The organism is Nannocystis pusilla (genome assembly GCF_020073745.1).
GTDB classification, from domain to species: domain Bacteria; phylum Myxococcota_A; class Polyangia; order Nannocystales; family Nannocystaceae; genus Nannocystis; species Nannocystis radixulma.
Map to the genome: position 1 here is coordinate 70,444 of NZ_JAIRAU010000012.1, position 18,859 is coordinate 89,302.

The following is an 18,859-nucleotide window of genomic DNA, read 5'->3' on the forward strand; positions in this document are numbered from 1 at the left end:
GCGACGTCGACGCGGCGCGAGTGCGGAGCCTCTGTGAGGATCCCGGGGTTCACTTGCGCGCGAGGCCGGCGGCGAGGGCCCGGCGGCCGCGCTCGTAAAGCATGCCGAGGGCTATCGAGGACAGAAGCTGTCCGCAATGGGCGTTAGTCTCTCTTCAATCCTCACCCACCTGGAAGGCCCACCATGACCGAGTCGATCATCACCCTTTTCCACCATCCTCATTCGCGTTCAGCCGGTGTGCGTGTGCTGCTCGAAGCGCTCGGAGCGCCGTACGAGGTGCGGTTCATCGACTTCAAGGCCGGTGCGAACCGCACGCCGGAATTCCTCGCGCTCAATCCGCTGGGCAAGCTGCCGACCATCCGGTATCGCGGTACGGTGGTGACCGAGCAGGTCGCGATCTACATCTACCTGGCCGACCTGTTCCCGGCGGCCGGACTGGCGCCGGCCTTCGACGATCCCCGTCGCGGCTCCTATCTGCGCTGGATCGCCCTGTACGGCGCGAGCTTCGAACCCGCGGTGGTCGACCGCGCGATGAAACGCCCGGACATCGATGCCGCGACCTCTGCCTACGGCAGCTACGACGCGATCCTGCAGACGCTGGTCGAACAGCTCGGACGCGGCGACTACCTGCTCGGCGAACGTTTCAGCGCCGCCGACGTGCTGTGGGGCAGCGCGCTGCGCTGGACCACGAGTTTTGGCATCGTGCCCGAGCTGCCGGCGATCCGCGCCTACATCGAACGCGTCGGCGCGCATCCGGCCTTCGCGCGTGCCGCCGAGCTGGACGCGGGATTGATCGCGGGGCAGGGCGGTTAAGAGCGCCGCGTCGAATCGGTCGGGTGTCGTCTGGGTCGCGGTCGATCCATGCGGCGGCGACAAGCGGGGCCGGCGACGCTCTTCGCGGGCGGACGAGGGGCGGCGCAGTGGGACGCAGCCGGGGGCCCCATGCCTCGCGCGCAGACGCCGGGCCGATCGACGGACACGCCCTGACCAAACATCGGCGGCGAGCACGTGGGATGGCAGGTCCGGCGTCGCGACGGGACCCGCTGCGGCGCCCCTCGTCCGCCCCTCGACGATCCACGAGGCCCCGCCCCGTGCGCAGCGCCCGTGTGCAGCGCCCGTGAAGTCAGTCGTCGCGGCGCGGCGAGCCAATGCGCCGCGTGAGCGCCCGGCGAAGGCCGTCCTCCAGGCTCGCCGCCGTGGTCATGCGGGCCAGGTCGACATTCAGATCCACCAGCGTCTTCGCCATCGTCGGCGAGATCCCCACCAGGATGCAGTGCACGCCGAGGAGGCCCGCCGCGCCCACCGTCTCGAACAGGCTCGAGGCTGCGTCCGTATCGATGACGGGCACGCCCGTCACGTCCAGGATCACCTGCGAGGCGCGGTGGTGCACGATTGCCGTGAGCAGGTTCTCCATGATCTGCGCGGCGCGAGCCGGGTCGATCGTCCCGATCAGCGGCAGCGCCAGGATCCCGTCCCACAGGCGGATGACGGGCGTCGAGAGCTCGCGGATCGAACGCTGTTGTTCGTGGAGCAGGCGGATGTGCTCGGAGAGCTCGGCCGTGCGCGCTGCGACGGCCTCCTCGAGCGCCTCGTTCTGCAGGCGGAGCTCCTCCTCGCTGCGTTTGATCTCGCCGATCTCGTAGTGAACGACCACGGCTTCGAGGATCTCGCCCGCCGCGTCGCGCACGGGATAGATCGAGGATGCCACCCAGCCGGGCGCCCCCCCGGACACCCCTTCGGTTCGCCTGGGGTCGTAGCGGATCACCGGGAGCCTGGTCGCCTCGCCCGTGGCATAGGCGTGGCGGACCCCTTGCAGGCTCCCGGACGGCTCGAGCTGTTTGTCTTCGAGGATGACGTGGTTGTGCACGGCCGCGAGGGGCAACTTCCACAGCTTCTCGAAGCCCTTGTTGACTTCGACGACGCGTCCCTTCGCGTCGCAGACCTGCACGCTCAACGCGGCGTTGTCGACCATCGCTCGGTACCTGCGGGCCGCGACCTCGAGCTCCTCGACCTGGCGGCGAAGCGCCTCCACCTCGCGCACGAGCTCTTCGTTCGACCTGTCCTCCGCGCCCATGTGCGGCGGGGACTGTACCCGATTCGGGCCGTGAGTCGCAGCACGACCCGGCTCCCGCAGGAGGCCCGGCGATCGGGCTTACGACGCCGATAGGGGCGAGTGCTCGGCGATTCGCCGACGGGCCTCCGAGGGCCCCGGTGCGGCTCACACGAGCACGCGGGACACGCGGAGTCGCGGCGTACGATCACGCAGAGCGCGCTCGAATCGGTCGGCGAAGTTCACCGCGATCGTGCGTGTCGGGGCGGCGAGCGCCGGGTGCTCGCCGATCGCGATTACCGGTGAGCGGCCCTCGAATCGATCCGCCGGCTCCGCCTCGATTCTCGCTCCCCCGGGGCGACCGAAGCTGCGCGGACCGGCGCGGGCGATCGCCGCTCGCCGGCGCGACCGCGCAGCCGTTTCGCCCGTCGCGGCGCGGCCCCACCGGTGCGCCAGTGTGGGACAGCCTTCGCCCGCGGCCCGAGGCGGCCCTCGCGAGCCCTGAAAGGAGGGCATCCGCGCGGGTGCGGCCCTGTCTCGGCGGGTGGAACGTCCGCCGGCGCGGAGCGTCCGGCGAGCAGCCATCTCCTGCAGCCGGGACGGTGTTACCCTGCCTGGCGATGCGCACCAACTTGATCTTCGCCGGTCTCGTGGCGTTCAGCCTGCCGGTGGCTTGCAAGCGGAACAGTGATTCTCGCGGCCCGGATGAATGCGGCGGTTTGTGTGGCAAGGGCACTCGCTGCGACCGCGGGGCGTGCGTGGTCGACGGCTCGCAGGACATCCCCGTCACGCAGGAGGTCGAGACCAACGAGATCCCGATGCGGCCGCAGATCACGTCGTGGGGTGAATGCACCCACGAGCGCGACGAGCTGCCGAAGAAGCACGTCCCCGTCGACGACACGGCCATCCCGCAGTACGACATCGAACGGCCGCGCGTGCTCGACTGGAGCGAGGGCGAGGACCAGCTCAACGAGCAGGTGCTCAGCGCTCACATGCGGGAGGTCGAGTACGGGATCAACGAGTGTCTGGCGATCGCCGCCTGCTACAACGGCGGCAGCCTCAGGGGCGGGCGCCTCGACATGATCATCGGCCTGGTCGGAAAGACAGGTCGCGTCGACGCCGTGACCGTGACCGCCTCGCGCGACCTGCAGGTCTTCGGCATCGTCCCGTGCGTCCGCAAGGCCGTGGCCGACCACCAGTTCCCGAGCTACAACGGCCCGCCGATGACGGTGAAGTACAACATCGAGATCGGCGAGGAGTAGCGCCGCCGTCACGTGTGCGACGGGGCAGGGACGGCGCCCGCATGCTCGGCGCGCCCCGTCGCGCCGGGCGGACTACTTCTCGGCGGCGTCGCGGCGGCGCAGCACCCACGCGGTCAGCAGCAGGCACGCCAGCGTGTACGCGGCGAGGACCCCCCATACCAGCGCGATGTGCTCGGGCGAGGGGCTGTAGTCGACGGACGCGTAGACCTGGCAGGTCCGCGGGTCGCCGGGGAACTCGCAGAGGGTCATGTCGCGCGGCTCGAGCAGCGCCGTGATCGACCCCATCGCCTCCATGCCCCAGCGCGCGCCGGTCAGGTACGACACCGGGGCCAGGAGCGCCGGCAGCGGCATCAGGGCCAGGGCGAACACCAGCTGGGGGATCAGCGCCAGCGGCACCGTGCTCATCGCCTTGTCGGAGCTCGAGACCCACGTCGAGATCAGGAGCCCGAGCCCGACCCCCGACAGCGACGTGAGGAACACCGACAGCAGCAGCGCGCCCCACAGCCCGAGCGGCGGCTGGCGCGTCATGTCGACGAGCCCGTACTCGGTCAGCGCCACGTAGTCGGCGGAGAAGTCGACGCGCAGCAGCAACAGCACCATCAGCACCAGGCTCTGCACCGCGCACAGCCCGGCGAGCACGCCGACCTTCGACAGCAGGTACGCGGGGATCCGCAGGCTCGCCAGGCGCTCGCGGCGGTAGATCTCCGACTCCTTCGTGATCTCGCGGACCGAGTTGATCACGCCGAACCACACCGCGACCACGCTGAGCAAGAACAGCAGGAGCCGCCCATTGGTCGAGGTCGACGATTGCAGCGCGTTCGGCCGCGCGGCCAGCAGCAGCACCGCCCCGATCACCGGCGCTTGCAGCAGCAAGATCAGCAGGTTCTTGCGGTCGGCCGTGATCAGCTTCACGTAGCGGCTCGCCAGCACGCGCGTCTGGAACAGCCACGACTCGTCGTCGGCCGGCGGCGGGCGGACCGGCGCGCTGGTGGAGACCAGCGATTCGTCGGCGGCGATGCGAAAGTGACCCGGCGCGATCGCGTGCAGGCGGACCCCCGACTCTCCGCTGTCCGCCTGCCGCTCGTACACGTAGACCCGGTACTCGTCGGAGCGGCGGAACCGGATCTCCCACAGCTCGGCCATCGTCGGCCCGCGCTTCGCCTGCGGGTTGTGTTCGTGCCAGAAGTGGTACTCGCTGGCCAGCTCGCCCTGCCGCATCACCTCGGGCGGCCCGACCTGTCCGCCGAGCTTGGTGTAGATGTCGGCGAAGTCGCCGGTGGTGACGCCGAACATCGCCAGCGCCTCTGCGGGCGGCCCGTAGTAGACCAGCCGCCCGCCGGCCATGAACGCGACCAGGTCGCACTGGGTGATGTTGGCGGTCGCGTGGGTCACCAGCACCACGGTGCGGCCCGAGTCGGCGATGTACCGCAGCGTGTACATCATCTTCTTCTCGAGCCCCGGGTCGAGCCCGCTGGTCGGCTCGTCGAGGAAGAACAGCGTCGGGTCGGCGAGCAGCTCCGAGGCGATCGAGATCCGCTTGCGCTGCCCGCCGGACAGCTCGCAGATCCTCTGCTTGCGCGCCTCGACCATCTCGACCTCCTCGAGCACGCGGACGATCCGCGCCTCGAGCTCGGCCGCGGACGTGTCGGTCGGCAGGCGCAGCCGCGCGGTGTAGCGGAGCGCGTCCTCGACGGTCAGGTTGCGGTGCAGGATGTCGTCCTGCGGCACGTAGCCGATCCCGTCGCGGTAGAGGTTGTACTTGTCGTAGAGGTCGTCGCTGCCGACCCGCACCTGCCCGGCGTCGGGCCGGCGCACGCCCGCGAGCGCCGCCATCAGCGAGCTCTTGCCGGCGCCCGAGGCACCGACCAGCGCGACGAACTCCCGCGGCTCGATCACGAGCGACACGCGGTCGAGGATCGCCTTGCCCTTCGGCGTCCGGCGCACGAGCTCGCGGGCGTCGATCCGCAGCGCCCCCTTGTGCTCGAACTGGTCGAGCGACTTGCCGGTGTAGACCAGCTTGAAGGGGCCGATCTGCAGGACATCGCCCTGCTTGAGATCGTGGACGTGGACGCGGACGCCGTTGACGAAGGTCCCGTTGGCGCTGCCGTGATCGGTGAGCTCGTGCCCCTTGTCGAACGCGCGGATGGTCGCGTGCCGGCGCGACACCTGGAGGCTCGGGAGCACCAGGTCGCAGCTCTCGCGGCCGATCGTCACCGCCGGCCGCTCGAGCGCGCAGCGCTGCACCGGCGCCGCGGGCTGGGCCTGCGCCCGCTTGCCGATGTCCTGATAGGTCAGGCTGACGAAGTTGCCGGTCACCGGGTCGGCGATGCGGATCACGTCGCCGTCGTTGAACACGTGTGAGCGGACGCGGCGCCCGCGGAAGAGCAGCCCGTTTCCGCCGCCGAGGTCGACGATCCGGTGGCCCTGCAGATCCGCCTCGACCCGCGCGTGATGGAGCGCGACGCAGGCCGACTGGATCACCACATCGTTGTCCTGCTTGCGCCCGATCCGCAGTGGACCCATGCCGAGGCGCACGTCCTGAAGCTTGCGGCCCGCCGCCTCGATCGTCAGGTAGGTCGTCGCCGAGCGGACGACGACCGTATCCTCGGGCTCGTACACGCCGGCATCGTACCCGGTGACGCCGGCCGCCGGGACTTCCGTCGCGGGCTGCCCGAGGCAGGCAGCGGATCCGAGCGCGGCCCGCGCGAACGGGCGCCTGCTCAAGCGGACAGGTTGCGCCCTGTCCTCGGCCGCCCCGCGCGCGATCTCCGGGTGCGCCGATCGTGTTAGGCTCACCGAGCGATGATCCTGGCCACCCTGCGCACTTCACCTTTTGGGCCCCTGCGTCTCTCGCACCTGACCGGGGTGCTGGCGCTGACCCTCGCCGGCGCCGCCTGCGACGTCGACGAGATCGAGGTGTCGAGCGAGAAGTCCGGCGCCTACAAGATGGAGCCCGGCGGCCGCGGCACCAAGATCCTCACCGCCTCGGACGGCTCGACGGTGACCATCCAGCGCGACGGCACGGTCACCAAGCCTGACGGCAGCAAGGTCCAGATCAAGAAGGACGGCACGATCATCATGCCGGACGGCAAGCAGGTCCGGGTGTTCCCCGACGGCTCGCGCTCGACGCTGTCGGTCGAGCGCACCGAGTTCGCCGCCGACGGGTCGATGATCGTCGTCGCCGAGGACGGCAGCCGCACGACGATCACCCCCAGCGGCACCGTCACCCGCGACCTCCCCGGCGGCGCCCGCTCGTCGATGACGATCGAGAAGCCGACGCCCCCGCCGTCCAGCCCGCCCCCGAGCGCCCCGCCGGCCCCGGCGCCGAGCAAGACCGCCTCGCCCTGATCAGAGCCCGCGCAGGCTGGCGCAGGCGGCGTACACACAATCGACGGCGCGCGCGGGCATGCCCATGAACGAATCGCCGTACGTGGTGGTGCCGCCGCAGAAATACTCGTAGTCGCCGATCTTGCGCGCGAGCTCGACGACCCCCAGCGTCTCGCCGTTGGGCTTGTCGTAGGAGACCTTGACCTCGAACCCGTCGTCGGTCCTGCGATCGAGCTGCAGCACGTAATTTTTGGTCAGCTCGCCCGGGTCTCGCTTCGCGCCGCGATACGCCCCCTCCATCTCGCCGGGGCGCAAGCGATCGACCCTGATGTTCTCGCCGCACGTGGCGGGGGTGGTGATGTTCAGCCTCACCGATTCGTCCGGGTCGGGCTCGATGGTGGATCCCGGCGGCAGGCGCAGCTCGACCGGCCAGTCGCCGAGCTTCATCGCCACGAAGTCGTGCCCCACGGGCGGAGGCGCGGGGGTGGGTGCCGGCGAGGGGGCCGGCGCCGGGGTTGCGCTCGCCACGGCCGGAGCCGGTGCTCCGCCGCCGCAGCCGCTCGTCAGTGTCGCGATCAACAGCGCGGCGGCGGGCAACTTCTGCATGGGCCGCATCATGACACGTCCCGAGCCCCTCGCGGGCTCACTGCGCCTGGCGCTCGAGCGAGGCCGCGAGCGCACGGATGAGCGCCCCGCCGTCGCCACGCCACGCGCTGCCGTGCATGCAGGCGAGGGTGGTCGGCTGCGTGCCCGCCAGCCGCTCGAGGATCGCGCCCTGCTGGCGGGCATGGGCGAAGTAGTCCATCTGCAGGCGAAACGCCTCGCTCGGCCCGAGGATGTCGCCCTCGGTGACGGGGACCTCGCAGCCGTCGGCCTGCGTGAACAGGTCGCCGCACAGCAGGGTCCGGGTCTCGCGCTCGAACAGGTAGCCGCACTCCCAGCCGTGCGGCACGTGCGGCGCGTCGAGCCAGGTCACGTTGCGCCGGCCGAGCGACACCTGTTCGCCGTCGGCCAGCCCGCGCGGCGGGCGATCGGCCAGGTCGGTGATCGACACCATCGCCGCGACCTTGCTGCACAGCGGCGAGGCCTGGGGCGCCACCGCCAGGAAACGGTTGAGCGCCCCGCACTCGTCGGCCTCGACGTGCGAGAAGCCGAGCCAGCGCAGCCGCTCGAGCGGGATCACCCGGGCGATGGCCGCGCGCACGCTCTCGAACAGCCCGCGCGGTCCGGTGTGGAACAGCAGCGGCTCCTCGTCGACGACGAGGTACTGATTGAAGTTGAACCCGGGCACCTTCGTGTTCAGCCGGTAGATCCCATCGGCCACCTCGTCGACTCGCGTCTCCATCGCGCACCTCCGGCTCCAGTCTAGCGCGACCGCGACCGCCTCGCGCGTGCGACCTCGGCGCGTCGCAGCGCCGCCAGCGACGCGCCGAATTCGCGGCGCCGAGGAGCCCGCGCCGATCGGGGGGCCGCGGGTCGCCTCGAGGTTCGTCGGCGCGCAGGTCGGCCGCGACCAAGGGCAGGGCGGGCCCTTCGAAATTTGCTGTCGCCAGCATGTAGGGTCCTTCGCGGCGGCCGCACTGTAGTCACCGGAGCATGCAGCCCATCCGGTACCCTCACGCTCACGGCTCGCCTCGCGCTCCTCGCCGCCGTGGCCGACCCGGCACGGTCCATGCTCCGCGAGGACAACGATTTGCGGCGAGCTCCTCGCCATATTTCGAGGCGTTGACGAGGTACGCGCATGCTTCGAGCGGAGGCTGACGCCCGGGCTCGTGCGCCAGGGCGACATTCGACGCGAGTCCGACCGCCGAATCGACAATCAACAATACGAGTCCGCGCGGGCCCCATACCCGGCGCGAGAGAGGATGACGCGATGCGCAAGCGTTCAAAATTCCAGGAGCAGGAGATCGCGGCCGACCTTCTCCCCGTCATGAACGTCATGTTCCTGATGATCCCGCTCCTCCTCGCGGCGATGGAGTACGCCTCCATGTCCTCGATCAACGTCTCGCCGCCGCGCTTCTCGGCCGCCAGGGCCGAGGAGAAGCAGGACGATTCGCCCAAAGACAAGCCGCTCAACTTCAAGGTGATCGTCCTCGAGGATGGCTTCCGGCTCTCGGCCGACGGCCAGCAGGACGGCGCCGAGGCCGGCAAGGCGAGCGACTCCGGAGCGCCGACGATCCCGCTGGCCCGGCCCGGAACGCCGCTCGACGACTACGCCCGCTACGACTATGCCGCGCTCGAGCAGCGGGCGAAGAGCTACAAGGATCTGTTCCCGAACGAGACCACCGTGACCATCTCCGCGGAGGCCAACGTCCCGATGCAGGCCCTCATTCACACGATGGACGCGCTCGCCGGGCGCGAGTGCAAGCTCGCCAGGGCGCTCAAGGGTGAGGCGATACCCGCGAACTGTTACTTCTGGCAACCGATCGTCGAAGGGGGCGCCGGCTGACGAACACGAGCGCGTGGGCATCCTCGGCGCTCACGGCGTGAATTCAGCGATTCGCCACAGTTCGGCCGGGTCGTACATCCGGCCGCGCGCGACCACCCTCGTCACCTTCCGGACGTCGCGGATATCGGCGATCGGATCGCCCGCCACGATCACCAGATCGGCGCGCTTGCCCGGCTCGATGGTGCCGACCTGCGCCTGGAGCCCCATCTGCCGCGCAGGCACGCTCGTGGCGGCCTGAATCGCCGCCATCGGCGACAGCCCGGCTTGCACGTAGAGCTCGAGCTCGCGGTGCAAGGAATGACCCGGCACCGAGATGTCCGTCCCCGCGACGATCGGCACGCCGGCGCGGTGCAGCTCGCCCACCATCGCCAGGTACCGCGCGAAGATCGCCCCGTCGAGGGCCGCCTGCGCGGGGGAAGTTCCGTCGAACAGGCCCCGGAGCTCGCGCGGCAGCCTGGCCAGGCCGGGCTCGCGGCGGGCGCTCTCCTCGGCGGTGTGGCTCATCAATTCGAACAGCGCGAGGGTGTCGTCGAGCATCACCTTCTTGCTGGCGAAGGCGCGGATCACCTGCGCGAGCGGAGCCGTCTTGAGATCGGCGTCGGCGATCCGGCGCCCCCTGGCCTCGCGCGACAGCTTCGCAACCTCGCCCGGCGCGAACAGCGGATCGAACAGGAACGGCACGTGGCTCACGCCGTCGTAGCCGGCCGCGATCGCCTCGAGGACGTTCATCCCCTCCGGCACGTGCCCGACCACTCGCATGCCGCGTCGGTGCGCGCCCTCGGCGATCGCCCGCACCAGCGAGGGGGCGATGCTCGAGTAGAGCTTGACCTCGAGGGACCCGGCGCGCTTGAGGCGATCGAGCACGGGCGCGATGTCCTCGCGGGTCTTGATCCGCACCGTCCCGAGGGCGCGCGGGCCGTCGCCGTCGACGATGCCGCTCACCAGGATCCGCGGCCCCAGCCCCTGACCGGCGTCGATGGTGTCGCGGATGCCGGTCACGAATTCGAGGATGTTGCCGAGATCGCGGACCGTGGTCACGCCGGCCGCCAGATACGCGGCCCCTTGCTCGACCTGCTGGACGTGCGCGTGCATGTCCCACAAGCCGGGGAGGATCGTGCTGCCCGCGACCTCGATCGTGGCCGCTCCGGGCGGGATCGGCGTCGACGCCCGCGGCCCCGCGGCGACGATCTTGTCGCCGTCGTAGACGACGACCGCGTCGCGCACCGGGGCTCGACCTGTCCCATCGACCAGGTCCGCGCCGACGAGCGCGACGACCCCGGCCGGCCCTCGCAACGCGGACTTCCCGACCTCCGACAGCCACGCGACGCCGTCGGCGCCCGCCCGCGACACGAGCTCCGGCAGGAGCGCGACGAACCCCTCGCGCGCGGCCTCGAAGTGATCGAACTCGGCGTCGCGGGTGACCACCGCGACGAGCCTGCCGGCCTCGTCGAGCCACGCGTCCTCGCGGCCCCACACCAGCCCGCGCACGCTGACGTGCTCGAGCGTCACACGCTTGCCGTCGACCTCGTACTCCTGCTCGCCGCGCGCCTCGATCGTCACCGTCGCCGCGGGCAACAGCGTCATCGTCGCCGGCCGACCGCGCGCGATCCATGCGCGGAGCATCAGATCCTGGGCGAGGATCGGCGCGTAGCCCGAGGCGATGACGTACGAGGCAGGCGGCGTGACGTGCACGGGCGCCTCGCCGACGCGGCTGTGCGTGAACGAGTCGTCGGCCTCGCGGGTGACACGCTCGTCGAGCGTCGAGAGCCGCGAGGTCCGCCCCCAGGCCTGGTAGTCGCGCGGCAGGCCGTCGGGCCCGAGGCGGAACGAGGCCGCGAGCGTGACCTGGCTGCCGCGGTCCTGAAAGCCGAACGACGCCTTGGCCTCGAGGTCGCCCGCGCCGTCGCGCGTGTACGTGTCGCGCTCGACGCCGATCCGCTGCAGGAACTTGTGAAGATGAAAGACGGTGGTCTCGACCGACTCGCGCTGCGCAACGCGGCCGCCCGCCGCGGGCGTGCGGCCGCCCGCCGCCGCGTCGCTCGTGGCGCTCTCGGTCGCAGCTGCGGCCGGCGACGCAGGCTGCGGTGACGGACGGCATGCTGCCGCGCAGGTGAGCACGAACGCGAAGAGCGAGAGCCTCGACATCTCTCTGCCCGTATATCGGACGGAGCGCCCGGCTGTACAGCGCGGAGCCGCGACCGGCGCCGATCCGCCCGCGGGGCGGCCGACAGCCTGGCCGCGAGCGAGTGGTCCACGGCCGCCTCGCCTCGCTCGGCGCTGCTGTCCGAATGGCCATCGCCCGGCTGCTTGACAGGATCGAGGGCGGCGCTAACCACTCGCTGGCGATTGCAGGGAGCGACCGTCTCGCTCTCGGCGAATCTCTCGAGGTACTCACATGCGTTTCGCAGGTCGTTCAAGCGCGGTCGCGGTGATCGTCTCGTCGCTGACGTGGTCGACGCCATCCCAGGCCCAGCCGTCCCAGCAATTCGCGGAGCCGCCGGTGACGACGCCCGCGCCCCCGCAGGCCGGGGAGCCGGCGCCGGCCGCCATCACCGATTCGACCTGGAATGCCGTCAAGGGCGCCGACGTCGCGCTCTATACCAGCCAGGGCGTCGCCCGCGGTACGCTCGTCGGCTTCGACGACACCACGGTGACCCTGCTCCTGCAAGGCGGCGTGCTCAAGACGCTCGCCCGCGAGGACATCCGCGACGTGCGGGTCGAGGACGCCCGGACCGTCGCTGCTGCGAATCGCTCGCTCCGACCCCCGGACCACACCAACGGCGAACACCGCGGTACCGGCCGGATCATCAGCGGCAAGGTGATCACCAGCGTCGGCGGCGTGCTCATGGGATTGGGCCTCGTCACGGGGATCGCGATCCTGGGCGCGCAGACGGCCGATCTGGTGCCGGTCACGGCGTCGTTGATGATGTGGGGCGCCGTCCACCTGGCGGTCGGGATCCCGCTGCTCGTCTCCGGGAAGCGAGCACGCAAACAGTACGACCTGCGCATGATGGAGGAGCGCGGGCGGTACGGTCGACTCAGGCTCGCGCCGGTGGCCGCTCCCGTGCGCGGAGGAGCCGTCGCGGGCCTGTCGCTGTCCTTCTGAGGGGCGCCGCTGTCCGGGTTCGGGTCGGCGCCGCGTCTCGTATCATCACGGCCGGAGGCGAGCCGTCGCCGGTGGATGTTCAGTCGTCGTTTTCGTCGTCGTCGTCCCAGAGCGCACGGGTGTCGTGCTCGATGCGCTTGCGCACCGTCGCGTCGAGCGCGAGAGCCCTGGCCAGCGCGTCGAGGAAGCGCTTCGTTTGCCGGCGCATCGCCTCCGCCCCCTCCTCATCCCAGAGGTCGCTGTCGACGATCCGTAGCGTGGCCCAGTAGGGGCACGCGTAGAGCGCCTCCTGGGCCTTGAGGGGCCACGCGTCGGCACGAACCGCGTCGAGCATCTCGCTCAGCGGATCGATGGATTCGTCGAACACGTCTTCCAGCAGGACCTGCAGCTCGTCGGAGGAGATGCCCATCGAGTCGCCGAGATCGTACGCCAGGTCGGCGAGCGCCTCCCGATCCATCGGCTCGTCCTCGCCGCTCTCGATCGCGTTGGCGCGGGCCGTGAGCGCAAGCAGCCGCTTCTGAAAAAGCGGCCGCTGCGGCCCGGGCAGGGCGTCGAGAGCAGGGACATAGTACTTGTGCGCTACGGCTTCCATGGGGGGGACCAGTCGGTGGAGCGGGGGGGCGAGCACCGAACCTAACACGGCCATCCGCGATGAACCGTCGACCTCGCGACAGAAAATCGGGACGCGATCCCTCGGAAAAAGCCCCGGCACGCGAGACGCGGCGGAGCTCCGAACAGAGGGCTCATACGAGGGATCGGGTCCCGTACCGCGGATACCGGAGGGTCCGATTTTCGGCCACCACGCGGTCACCATCCGGCAAGGGGAAGCGCGTGGGTCTGCTGATGCGGACAACCCGGGCGGCCTGTCGGGCACTGCGATGGCTCGTTCGGACCGGTCCCGATAGGAGTGGCACTTGCTGGAACATCGCTAAGACCCCGTCATCGGAGCAGGTTGCGAGCCGCAGGCGAGCGCCTGGGGTTCGTCTTCATCCATAGCGAGCTATTGTGGGATGTACTTTGAACATGCCTCTCGCTCATGAGCGAGGGCGTTCGCAGGCGCCGCAGGCAAGGCCGGGTCATGGACAGGCGAGATCAGTCGTCGCCGTCGAGCGGATGCGCGGACGAGCCTGGTAAGGCCGATGATCGACAGGACGCCCAGAAGCGTCGTCCACCATCTCGGGTAGAAGATGAGAAAGAGGAATGCAAAGTTGAGAATAGTGTGTACGAGAAGTTTGTGTCTTCCAAACAGGCGAGCACCCAGAGCCTCGTAGTCGTCAAGCCCCCGGGTCGATGTCGGTACTGCCTCCGAAGACGCCGCGCTCATCGCGTCAATAGGGACGCGCCCAGGAGTCGGTGTCGGTACTCCCTCCGTCATCGATGACGCCATGCTCATCTCTGCCGATAGCATCCTCCGGCGTCGCCGCGCGAGCCATTGACGGGTGAGCCGCTCCACGAGGCCCCCCCAGATTTGATGGATGAGGCCAACGGCCAGCGCCGTCTGCCACCACGGCAGGCCCCAGGCCATGGCGAATGAAAAATAGAGGACATATGCAAGCCAGTAGATGAGCGCGATCGGTGTCCATAGCGCCCGCGCCCAGAATTGGTCAGTCGGCAGCCAGCCCCAGGGCTGGGGAGGGAGCGGCCTGTAGATCCTGAGCGCAGACATGGCGATCGCTCTCGTGACGGAGGCTAGTTTTGCGCGCCCGTGCATTTGTCATGCACGATGGCCCCGGTCGCTGCCCCAATTTGGACGCCGAGGCCGATACAGGCGGCGGTGCCGGTCGTCGCCGTTGCCAGCTCACAGCCGGAGAACACGCCAGCCGCGATGGTCAGGGTACTGAGCCCGGCGGCAACGCTGCAAAGAAGCCCTTCCGTATCCACCGGCACCTTGAAAGCGAGGTCATGGTCCCAGACTTGATACACGCTTGCGGCCAGGAGATGCGCTTCCTGCTCGGTGAGAGCGCCGAACGCGGTGCCCTCCGCGATGACTTCGCCGCCCACGAGTTCCTGCGCGACGAGCACGCGCTGGTTGAGCGTCAGGCGCGTCACGCCGGTACCGTCCTCATCCAGGCGCACGGCGATGATCACATGGCCGTGCGCGATGTGATAGTCCACCCGCATGTCGAGCCCGTTCGCGGTCTGGATGAAGGCGTCGACATCGCGAAGATCGATCGGCTGCTGGAGGCTATTCAGCATGTCCTCGGCTTCGGGGACATCGTTCGGCGTGGGTGCCGCCGCAGCGATGTCGGGGAGAGACAGGGTGAGGATGGGAGCGAGAATGTGGCGGAGCACGGTAATCATACTTTGGGTTCCAGAATGCGAGGACAAGCGAGCCGCGGGAAGCACAGTAATCAGGTATGCCGGGCATCACCAACACCCGCCGCCGCTCGCGCCGTGGCGCTGTCCTCGCCGCTGTCCGGGCACCTGTGCGGGAGGCTGCGGTTCGCTCCGGAACCGCAAGCACTGACCGCCATCGCCGCGACGTCGCGTTCGACTCCTGGCACCGGGCGATGACGGGCGGTGTCGCCGACGTCACCGCCGGCGGCCTCGTCGTCCTCGTCTCCGCTCGCGGCGGCGCGCCGTCGTCGTCGTCAGGGCTTGGGGATATGCAGCGTCTTGCTGATCATCAGCGAGCCTGACAGCGCGAACATCAGGACCAGGGGGTGGAGTTGCCAGCCGAGGTCGAGCACGCCGAACCACAGCGAGTCGCCGATGCGCTCGTGCCAGATGGCGAACGCCAGCACGACGACCAGCACGAGGCTCGTCGGAATGGGCGTGCCCTCGAAGTAGCGGACCTTGCCGTCGTCGCCGGAGAGCGACGCGGCGGTGACGTTGTAGCGGGCCAGGCGGCTGACGCCGCAGCAGACGAAGTACGACAGGACGACCCAGTCCCAGCCGCCTTGCATGCCGCAGGCGTATGCCAACGCGGCCGGCGCCACGCCGAAGGAGATCACGTCGGCGAGGGAGTCGAGCTCGCGGCCCAGGATCGACGATTTGTGGCGCCAGCGGGCGATCCGGCCGTCGAGCGCGTCGAACAGGAACGCCAGCGGGATCAGGGCCATGCCGCGCAGCAGGTCGCTCGGGTGCCCGCCCTGCAGGAAGCGCATCGCGGCGAAGATCGCACCCGTGCCGCAGAAGGCGTTCGCCAGGGTGAACCAGTCGGCCAGGTGAAACTCGCGGATCATGGAGAAGTGGCGCTTCATCGGGGTGCTCCTCGCGGAGGTCAGGGTGCCAAATCTCGCCGTGAATTGCAGAGCGCCGCTCCGCCGCCAGCGAGCTCGAGCAGGCCGTCCTCGGGGCGAGCCGCGGCGACGACCGACTGCTGCTACGGCGCCGCGCGCCCCATCTGGCCGCCGCAGGGGCCTCGGCCCGTCAGCGCGGCGGCCCCGCAGCGGGCTGCGAGCTGCACGGCCTCGTCCGCGCCCAGGCCCGCGCCGAGAGCGTAGGTCAGCCCGGCCGCGAACGAGTCGCCGCAGCCGTAGGCGTCGACCACCGGCCCCGGGAGCTGCGCGGCCGGATACACGCGACATTCGCCCCCCGGCAATTCGTAGCTGCCGCCGGCGCCGCCCGCCGTGCGCACGACCAGCCGCGGCGGCGGCTCGAGGTCGCCCGCGGCGTAGCGCTCGGCCGGATCGCGCGAGCTGCCGACGATCGCGTCCAGGGCGATCCCGGCGGCCTGCAACGTCGGCAAGATCCGCGCCGTCGCCACGACCTTGCGCGCGCGCCGGGCCAGTCGCAGCGCCTCGACGTCACCGGCGGTCACGTACACCGCGTCGGCCTCGGCCAGCAGGTCCCACGCCAGCGGGTCTGCGGCGCGCGGCGCCAGTCGCTCGCCGATGACCGTGATCGTGCGCTCGCCCGCGTCGTCGACGTACGTGAACCCGCGGCGCTGGCGGAGCGGGCGGATGGCCGTCTCGACCCGCAGCCCCATCGCCGCCAGCTCCGCGCGAGCCCGGGTCCCCAGGAGGTCGTCGCCCAGCGCGGTGAAGAACGTGCACTCGCCGGCGAGTCGGGCGAGCTGCACCGCCGCCACGGCGCCGCCGCCTCCGGGGCCTTCCCACCAATCCTGGGCATGGACGATGTCGCCGGGCGCCGGCACGCGGGCGACTCGCACGAACTCGATCCACTCGACGTGCCCGATCACGGCGACTCGCATGCGGCGATCGTGAAGCAAACCTTCGCCCGCGTCGAGCCGCCGGTGCACGCCATTCATCGGTGTGGCCACTGCTATGATTCCTCGTCGCGGCCGCCGTGCTCGGACGTCTCCCACGCGCCGGCGAGCGCGCGGGCGCGGACGCAGTGGGGATTGCGGGACAGGTAGCTGTGCCGCCAGAAGGTGTCGGGGATGTCGCCGGCGCGCAGATCGATCTGGCGCTGCGTCTCGCGGAGTTCGGAGCGGGCGCGCTCGAGGTGCCCGGCGGCGCGGAAGGCCTCGCTGGCGGCGAGGCGGAACTCGACCTCGGCGTGGCCGGCTCCGCCGAGGCCGGGGATCACGCCGAGGACCCGCTCGGCGACCGCGACGGCCTCGGCGGCCCGGCCGAGGGTCAGCAGGGCGCGGACGTGGACGGACGCGGTGTGCAGCAACCACAACGGCATGTCCGAAAAGACAGCCATGGCCGCGCGCGCGTGGGCCTCGGCGTCGTCCGGCTGCCCGCGCAGGAGCGAGACGCGGGCCATGATCCCCTGGGCGAGGATCCGGAGGTGCATGATGCCGCCGGTGTACGCGAGCATCGGCGCGACCAGCTCCTCGGCCTCGTCCCAGGCGCTCGCGGTCGGGAACTCGCAGAGGACGCGCGCCAGCCGGTTGCGCCACAGCGCCGTCGTCACGACGTCCTGGCTCGCGGTCATCGCCGGCGCGAGCGCTCGCAGGCGGTCGCGGGCCCCCTCGGCGTCGCCGAGCTCCAGCCAGCCCCATTCGCGCGAGCCGAGCAGGCTGAGCTCCAGCCTGCTGTCGCCCGCCTCGCGGCACAGGTCGGCGCCGGCTCCCCAGGCCGCGATCGTGGTCCACGGGCGGGGCTGGCGGAAGTAGGCCATGCCGCCGCGGACGTCCTGCAGGTAGCGGCGGCTGGCCGGGTGCGCGAGCTCGGCCAGGCGGACGCTCGCCTCGAGCCGGTGCAGCAGGTCCGCGAGCAGCGACGCGGGCGCGGCCGCGCCGAGCAGCGACGACGTGACCGTGGCGACGGCCTCGACGTGAGCCGCGCGGGCGTTCTCGTCCGGCTCGGTCGCCAGCAACCGGGCCACGAGCTCGCCGACGTGGGCCTCGTCGGCGCGGCCCATGGCCGCGAGGATCGCCGGGAGGATCGCGCGACAGTAGCCGCGGCTGCCGGGTCGGAGCAGCGCCATCGCCACCTCCGCGGTCTCGGCCAGGCGCTCGTGGCGGTCGAGCCAGAAGGCGGCGTAGCTGCTGACGCTGCACAGCTGCCCGCGCAGCTCGCCCTCGGGGCTGCAGGCGAGGCCGCGCTCGACGTGGCGCAGCGCGCCGACGTGGTCGCCGCGATCGATGCAGCTCTCGGCGGCGCGCACGTAGGAGGCGGCCGCGCGCTCCCTGTCGCCGCCGCGCTCCCAGTGCTCGGCGACGACGGCGGCGTCGTGCTCGCCGGCGGCCTCGAGGAACTCCGCCGCGAGCCGATGTCCGGTCGTCCGGTCCTCCTCCGTCAGCAGCCCGTAGGCGGCGTCGCGCACGAGGGCGTGGCGGAACGAGAACTCCGGCTCGTCCGCGCGGCGGCGGCTCGTCGCCGGCTGGATCAGCTCGGCGTCCACCAGCGCGGACAGCCAGTCCGCGACCTCGTCGGACCCGCCGGGCAGCCCCAGGACCGCGCCGACGCCTCCTCGCCAAAATTGCTCGCCGAACACCGCGGCCGCCCGCACCGCTCGCCGGGCCCCGGGCGCGAGGCGCCCGATCCGGGCCTGCAGCATCGCCAACACCGTCTGCGGCTGCTCGTCGGACTTGCCGGCGGCGATCGAGCGGATCAACTCCTCGAGGTACAGCGCGTTGCCGGCCGACCGCTCGACCGCGCGGGCGACCGCCTCGGCCGCGACGCCCGGGCCGAGCGCGTGCTGGATCAGCCGCTCGCACGCTCGCTTGCTCAGCCCCTTGAGCGGGACCCGCTGCAACGCCCGCGCTTGCCACAGCCGCGGGAACACGTCGTCGACCTCGGGTCGGGCGAACGCGAGGACGAGCAGCGGCACCTCTTGCAATTCGCGCAGCGCCTCGTCGATCGCCGCGACCGTCGCGCCGTCGCTCCACTGCAGGTCGTCGAGCACGAGGACGACCGGGGCTCTTTCGCACTCGGCGGCGAGCCAGTCGAGGAAGGCCCGGCTCAAACAACCGCGCATGAGCTTCGGCTCTTGCCGGGCCGCCCGCAGCATCGGCGCGCCGTCGTCCGCGAAGGGCATGCCGCACATCTCGCCGAGGAACAGCACGACGCGCTCTCGCTCGGCCGCGCCGACGTGCGCGCCGATCCGGGCGCGCAGCCGCTGCTGCTGCTCCGCGAGCGGCCCGTTGCCGTCGAGGTCGCAGAGCCGGCGGAGCGCGTCGACCAGCAGCCCGTGAGGCGCACCCGTACGCATCGGATCGCCGCGCCCGAACAGCAGCGTGACGGGCTCACCGCGCTGCTCGACGCGGCGCACGAACTCGTGGCGCAGGCGCGACTTGCCGACCCCCG

The 18,859-nt window shown here is 70.9% G+C and carries 15 protein-coding genes; 5 read left to right on the forward strand and 10 right to left on the reverse strand.

What is annotated here, in order from left to right:
- The first annotated feature begins 183 nt into the window (after window positions 1–183).
- The gene (locus K7C98_RS13005) at window positions 184–813 is read left to right on the forward strand and encodes a glutathione S-transferase family protein (RefSeq protein ID WP_224191951.1); all 630 of its coding nucleotides are present in this window, start codon (window positions 184–186) and stop codon (window positions 811–813) included.
- 310 nt (window positions 814–1,123) lie between these two features.
- On the opposite strand, the gene K7C98_RS13010 is transcribed toward K7C98_RS13005, so the two are convergent.
- On the reverse strand, window positions 1,124–2,074 hold the full coding sequence (locus K7C98_RS13010; RefSeq protein ID WP_224191952.1) for an STAS domain-containing protein: 951 nt from the start codon (window positions 2,072–2,074) through the stop codon (window positions 1,124–1,126).
- A gap of 596 nt (window positions 2,075–2,670) precedes the next feature.
- On the opposite strand from K7C98_RS13010, the gene K7C98_RS13015 reads away from it, so the two are divergent.
- Complete coding sequence (locus K7C98_RS13015) at window positions 2,671–3,312, forward strand: hypothetical protein (RefSeq protein ID WP_224191953.1); 642 nt, start codon at window positions 2,671–2,673, stop codon at window positions 3,310–3,312.
- Between the two features lie 72 nt (window positions 3,313–3,384).
- On the opposite strand, the gene K7C98_RS13020 is transcribed toward K7C98_RS13015, so the two are convergent.
- The gene (locus tag K7C98_RS13020; RefSeq protein WP_224191954.1) at window positions 3,385–5,931 is read right to left on the reverse strand and encodes an ATP-binding cassette domain-containing protein; all 2,547 of its coding nucleotides are present in this window, start codon (window positions 5,929–5,931) and stop codon (window positions 3,385–3,387) included.
- Between the two features lie 183 nt (window positions 5,932–6,114).
- Between K7C98_RS13020 and K7C98_RS13025 the strand changes: the two genes are divergently transcribed.
- Window positions 6,115–6,660, forward strand: coding sequence for a hypothetical protein (locus K7C98_RS13025; RefSeq protein WP_224191955.1), 546 nt, complete (start codon window positions 6,115–6,117; stop codon window positions 6,658–6,660).
- Here K7C98_RS13025 and K7C98_RS13030 read toward each other — a convergent pair whose 3' ends face one another.
- Window positions 6,661–7,245 carry a hypothetical protein gene (locus tag K7C98_RS13030; RefSeq protein WP_224191965.1) on the reverse strand — a complete coding sequence of 195 codons (585 nt, stop codon included), beginning with the start codon at window positions 7,243–7,245 and terminating at the stop codon, window positions 6,661–6,663. It lies immediately after the preceding gene.
- A gap of 37 nt (window positions 7,246–7,282) precedes the next feature.
- The gene (locus K7C98_RS13035) at window positions 7,283–7,984 is read right to left on the reverse strand and encodes an MBL fold metallo-hydrolase (RefSeq protein WP_224191956.1); all 702 of its coding nucleotides are present in this window, start codon (window positions 7,982–7,984) and stop codon (window positions 7,283–7,285) included.
- A gap of 528 nt (window positions 7,985–8,512) precedes the next feature.
- On the opposite strand from K7C98_RS13035, the gene K7C98_RS13040 reads away from it, so the two are divergent.
- On the forward strand, window positions 8,513–9,088 hold the full coding sequence (locus K7C98_RS13040; RefSeq protein WP_224191957.1) for an ExbD/TolR family protein: 576 nt from the start codon (window positions 8,513–8,515) through the stop codon (window positions 9,086–9,088).
- Window positions 9,089–9,118: 30 nt separating this feature from the next.
- Here the strand turns inward: K7C98_RS13040 and K7C98_RS13045 are convergent, their stop codons facing one another.
- A complete protein-coding gene (locus K7C98_RS13045; RefSeq protein WP_224191958.1) occupies window positions 9,119–11,233 on the reverse strand; it encodes an amidohydrolase family protein in 2,115 nt (704 codons plus the stop codon).
- A gap of 250 nt (window positions 11,234–11,483) precedes the next feature.
- On the opposite strand from K7C98_RS13045, the gene K7C98_RS13050 reads away from it, so the two are divergent.
- Window positions 11,484–12,194, forward strand: a complete 711-nt coding sequence (locus K7C98_RS13050) for a hypothetical protein (RefSeq protein ID WP_224191959.1) — start codon at window positions 11,484–11,486, stop codon at window positions 12,192–12,194.
- A 79-nt stretch (window positions 12,195–12,273) separates the two neighbouring features.
- Here the strand turns inward: K7C98_RS13050 and K7C98_RS13055 are convergent, their stop codons facing one another.
- The 5 genes from K7C98_RS13055 to K7C98_RS13075 form a co-directional block, all read right to left on the reverse strand.
- Window positions 12,274–12,822 (reverse strand): hypothetical protein, encoded by a 549-nt coding sequence (locus K7C98_RS13055; protein ID WP_224191960.1) that lies wholly within the window; start codon window positions 12,820–12,822, stop codon window positions 12,274–12,276.
- A 1,061-nt stretch (window positions 12,823–13,883) separates the two neighbouring features.
- Window positions 13,884–14,495, reverse strand: coding sequence for a hypothetical protein (locus K7C98_RS13060; RefSeq protein WP_224191961.1), 612 nt, complete (start codon window positions 14,493–14,495; stop codon window positions 13,884–13,886).
- A gap of 290 nt (window positions 14,496–14,785) precedes the next feature.
- Window positions 14,786–15,397 carry a CDP-diacylglycerol--serine O-phosphatidyltransferase gene (pssA, locus tag K7C98_RS13065; RefSeq protein WP_224191962.1) on the reverse strand — a complete coding sequence of 204 codons (612 nt, stop codon included), beginning with the start codon at window positions 15,395–15,397 and terminating at the stop codon, window positions 14,786–14,788.
- 122 nt (window positions 15,398–15,519) lie between these two features.
- Entirely contained in the window at window positions 15,520–16,350 is an 831-nt protein-coding gene (locus tag K7C98_RS13070; protein WP_224191963.1) for a PfkB family carbohydrate kinase, read from the reverse strand.
- Window positions 16,351–16,421: 71 nt separating this feature from the next.
- The coding region (locus K7C98_RS13075) for an ATP-binding protein (RefSeq protein WP_224191964.1) at window positions 16,422–18,859 on the reverse strand (2,438 nt) is incomplete at its 5' end.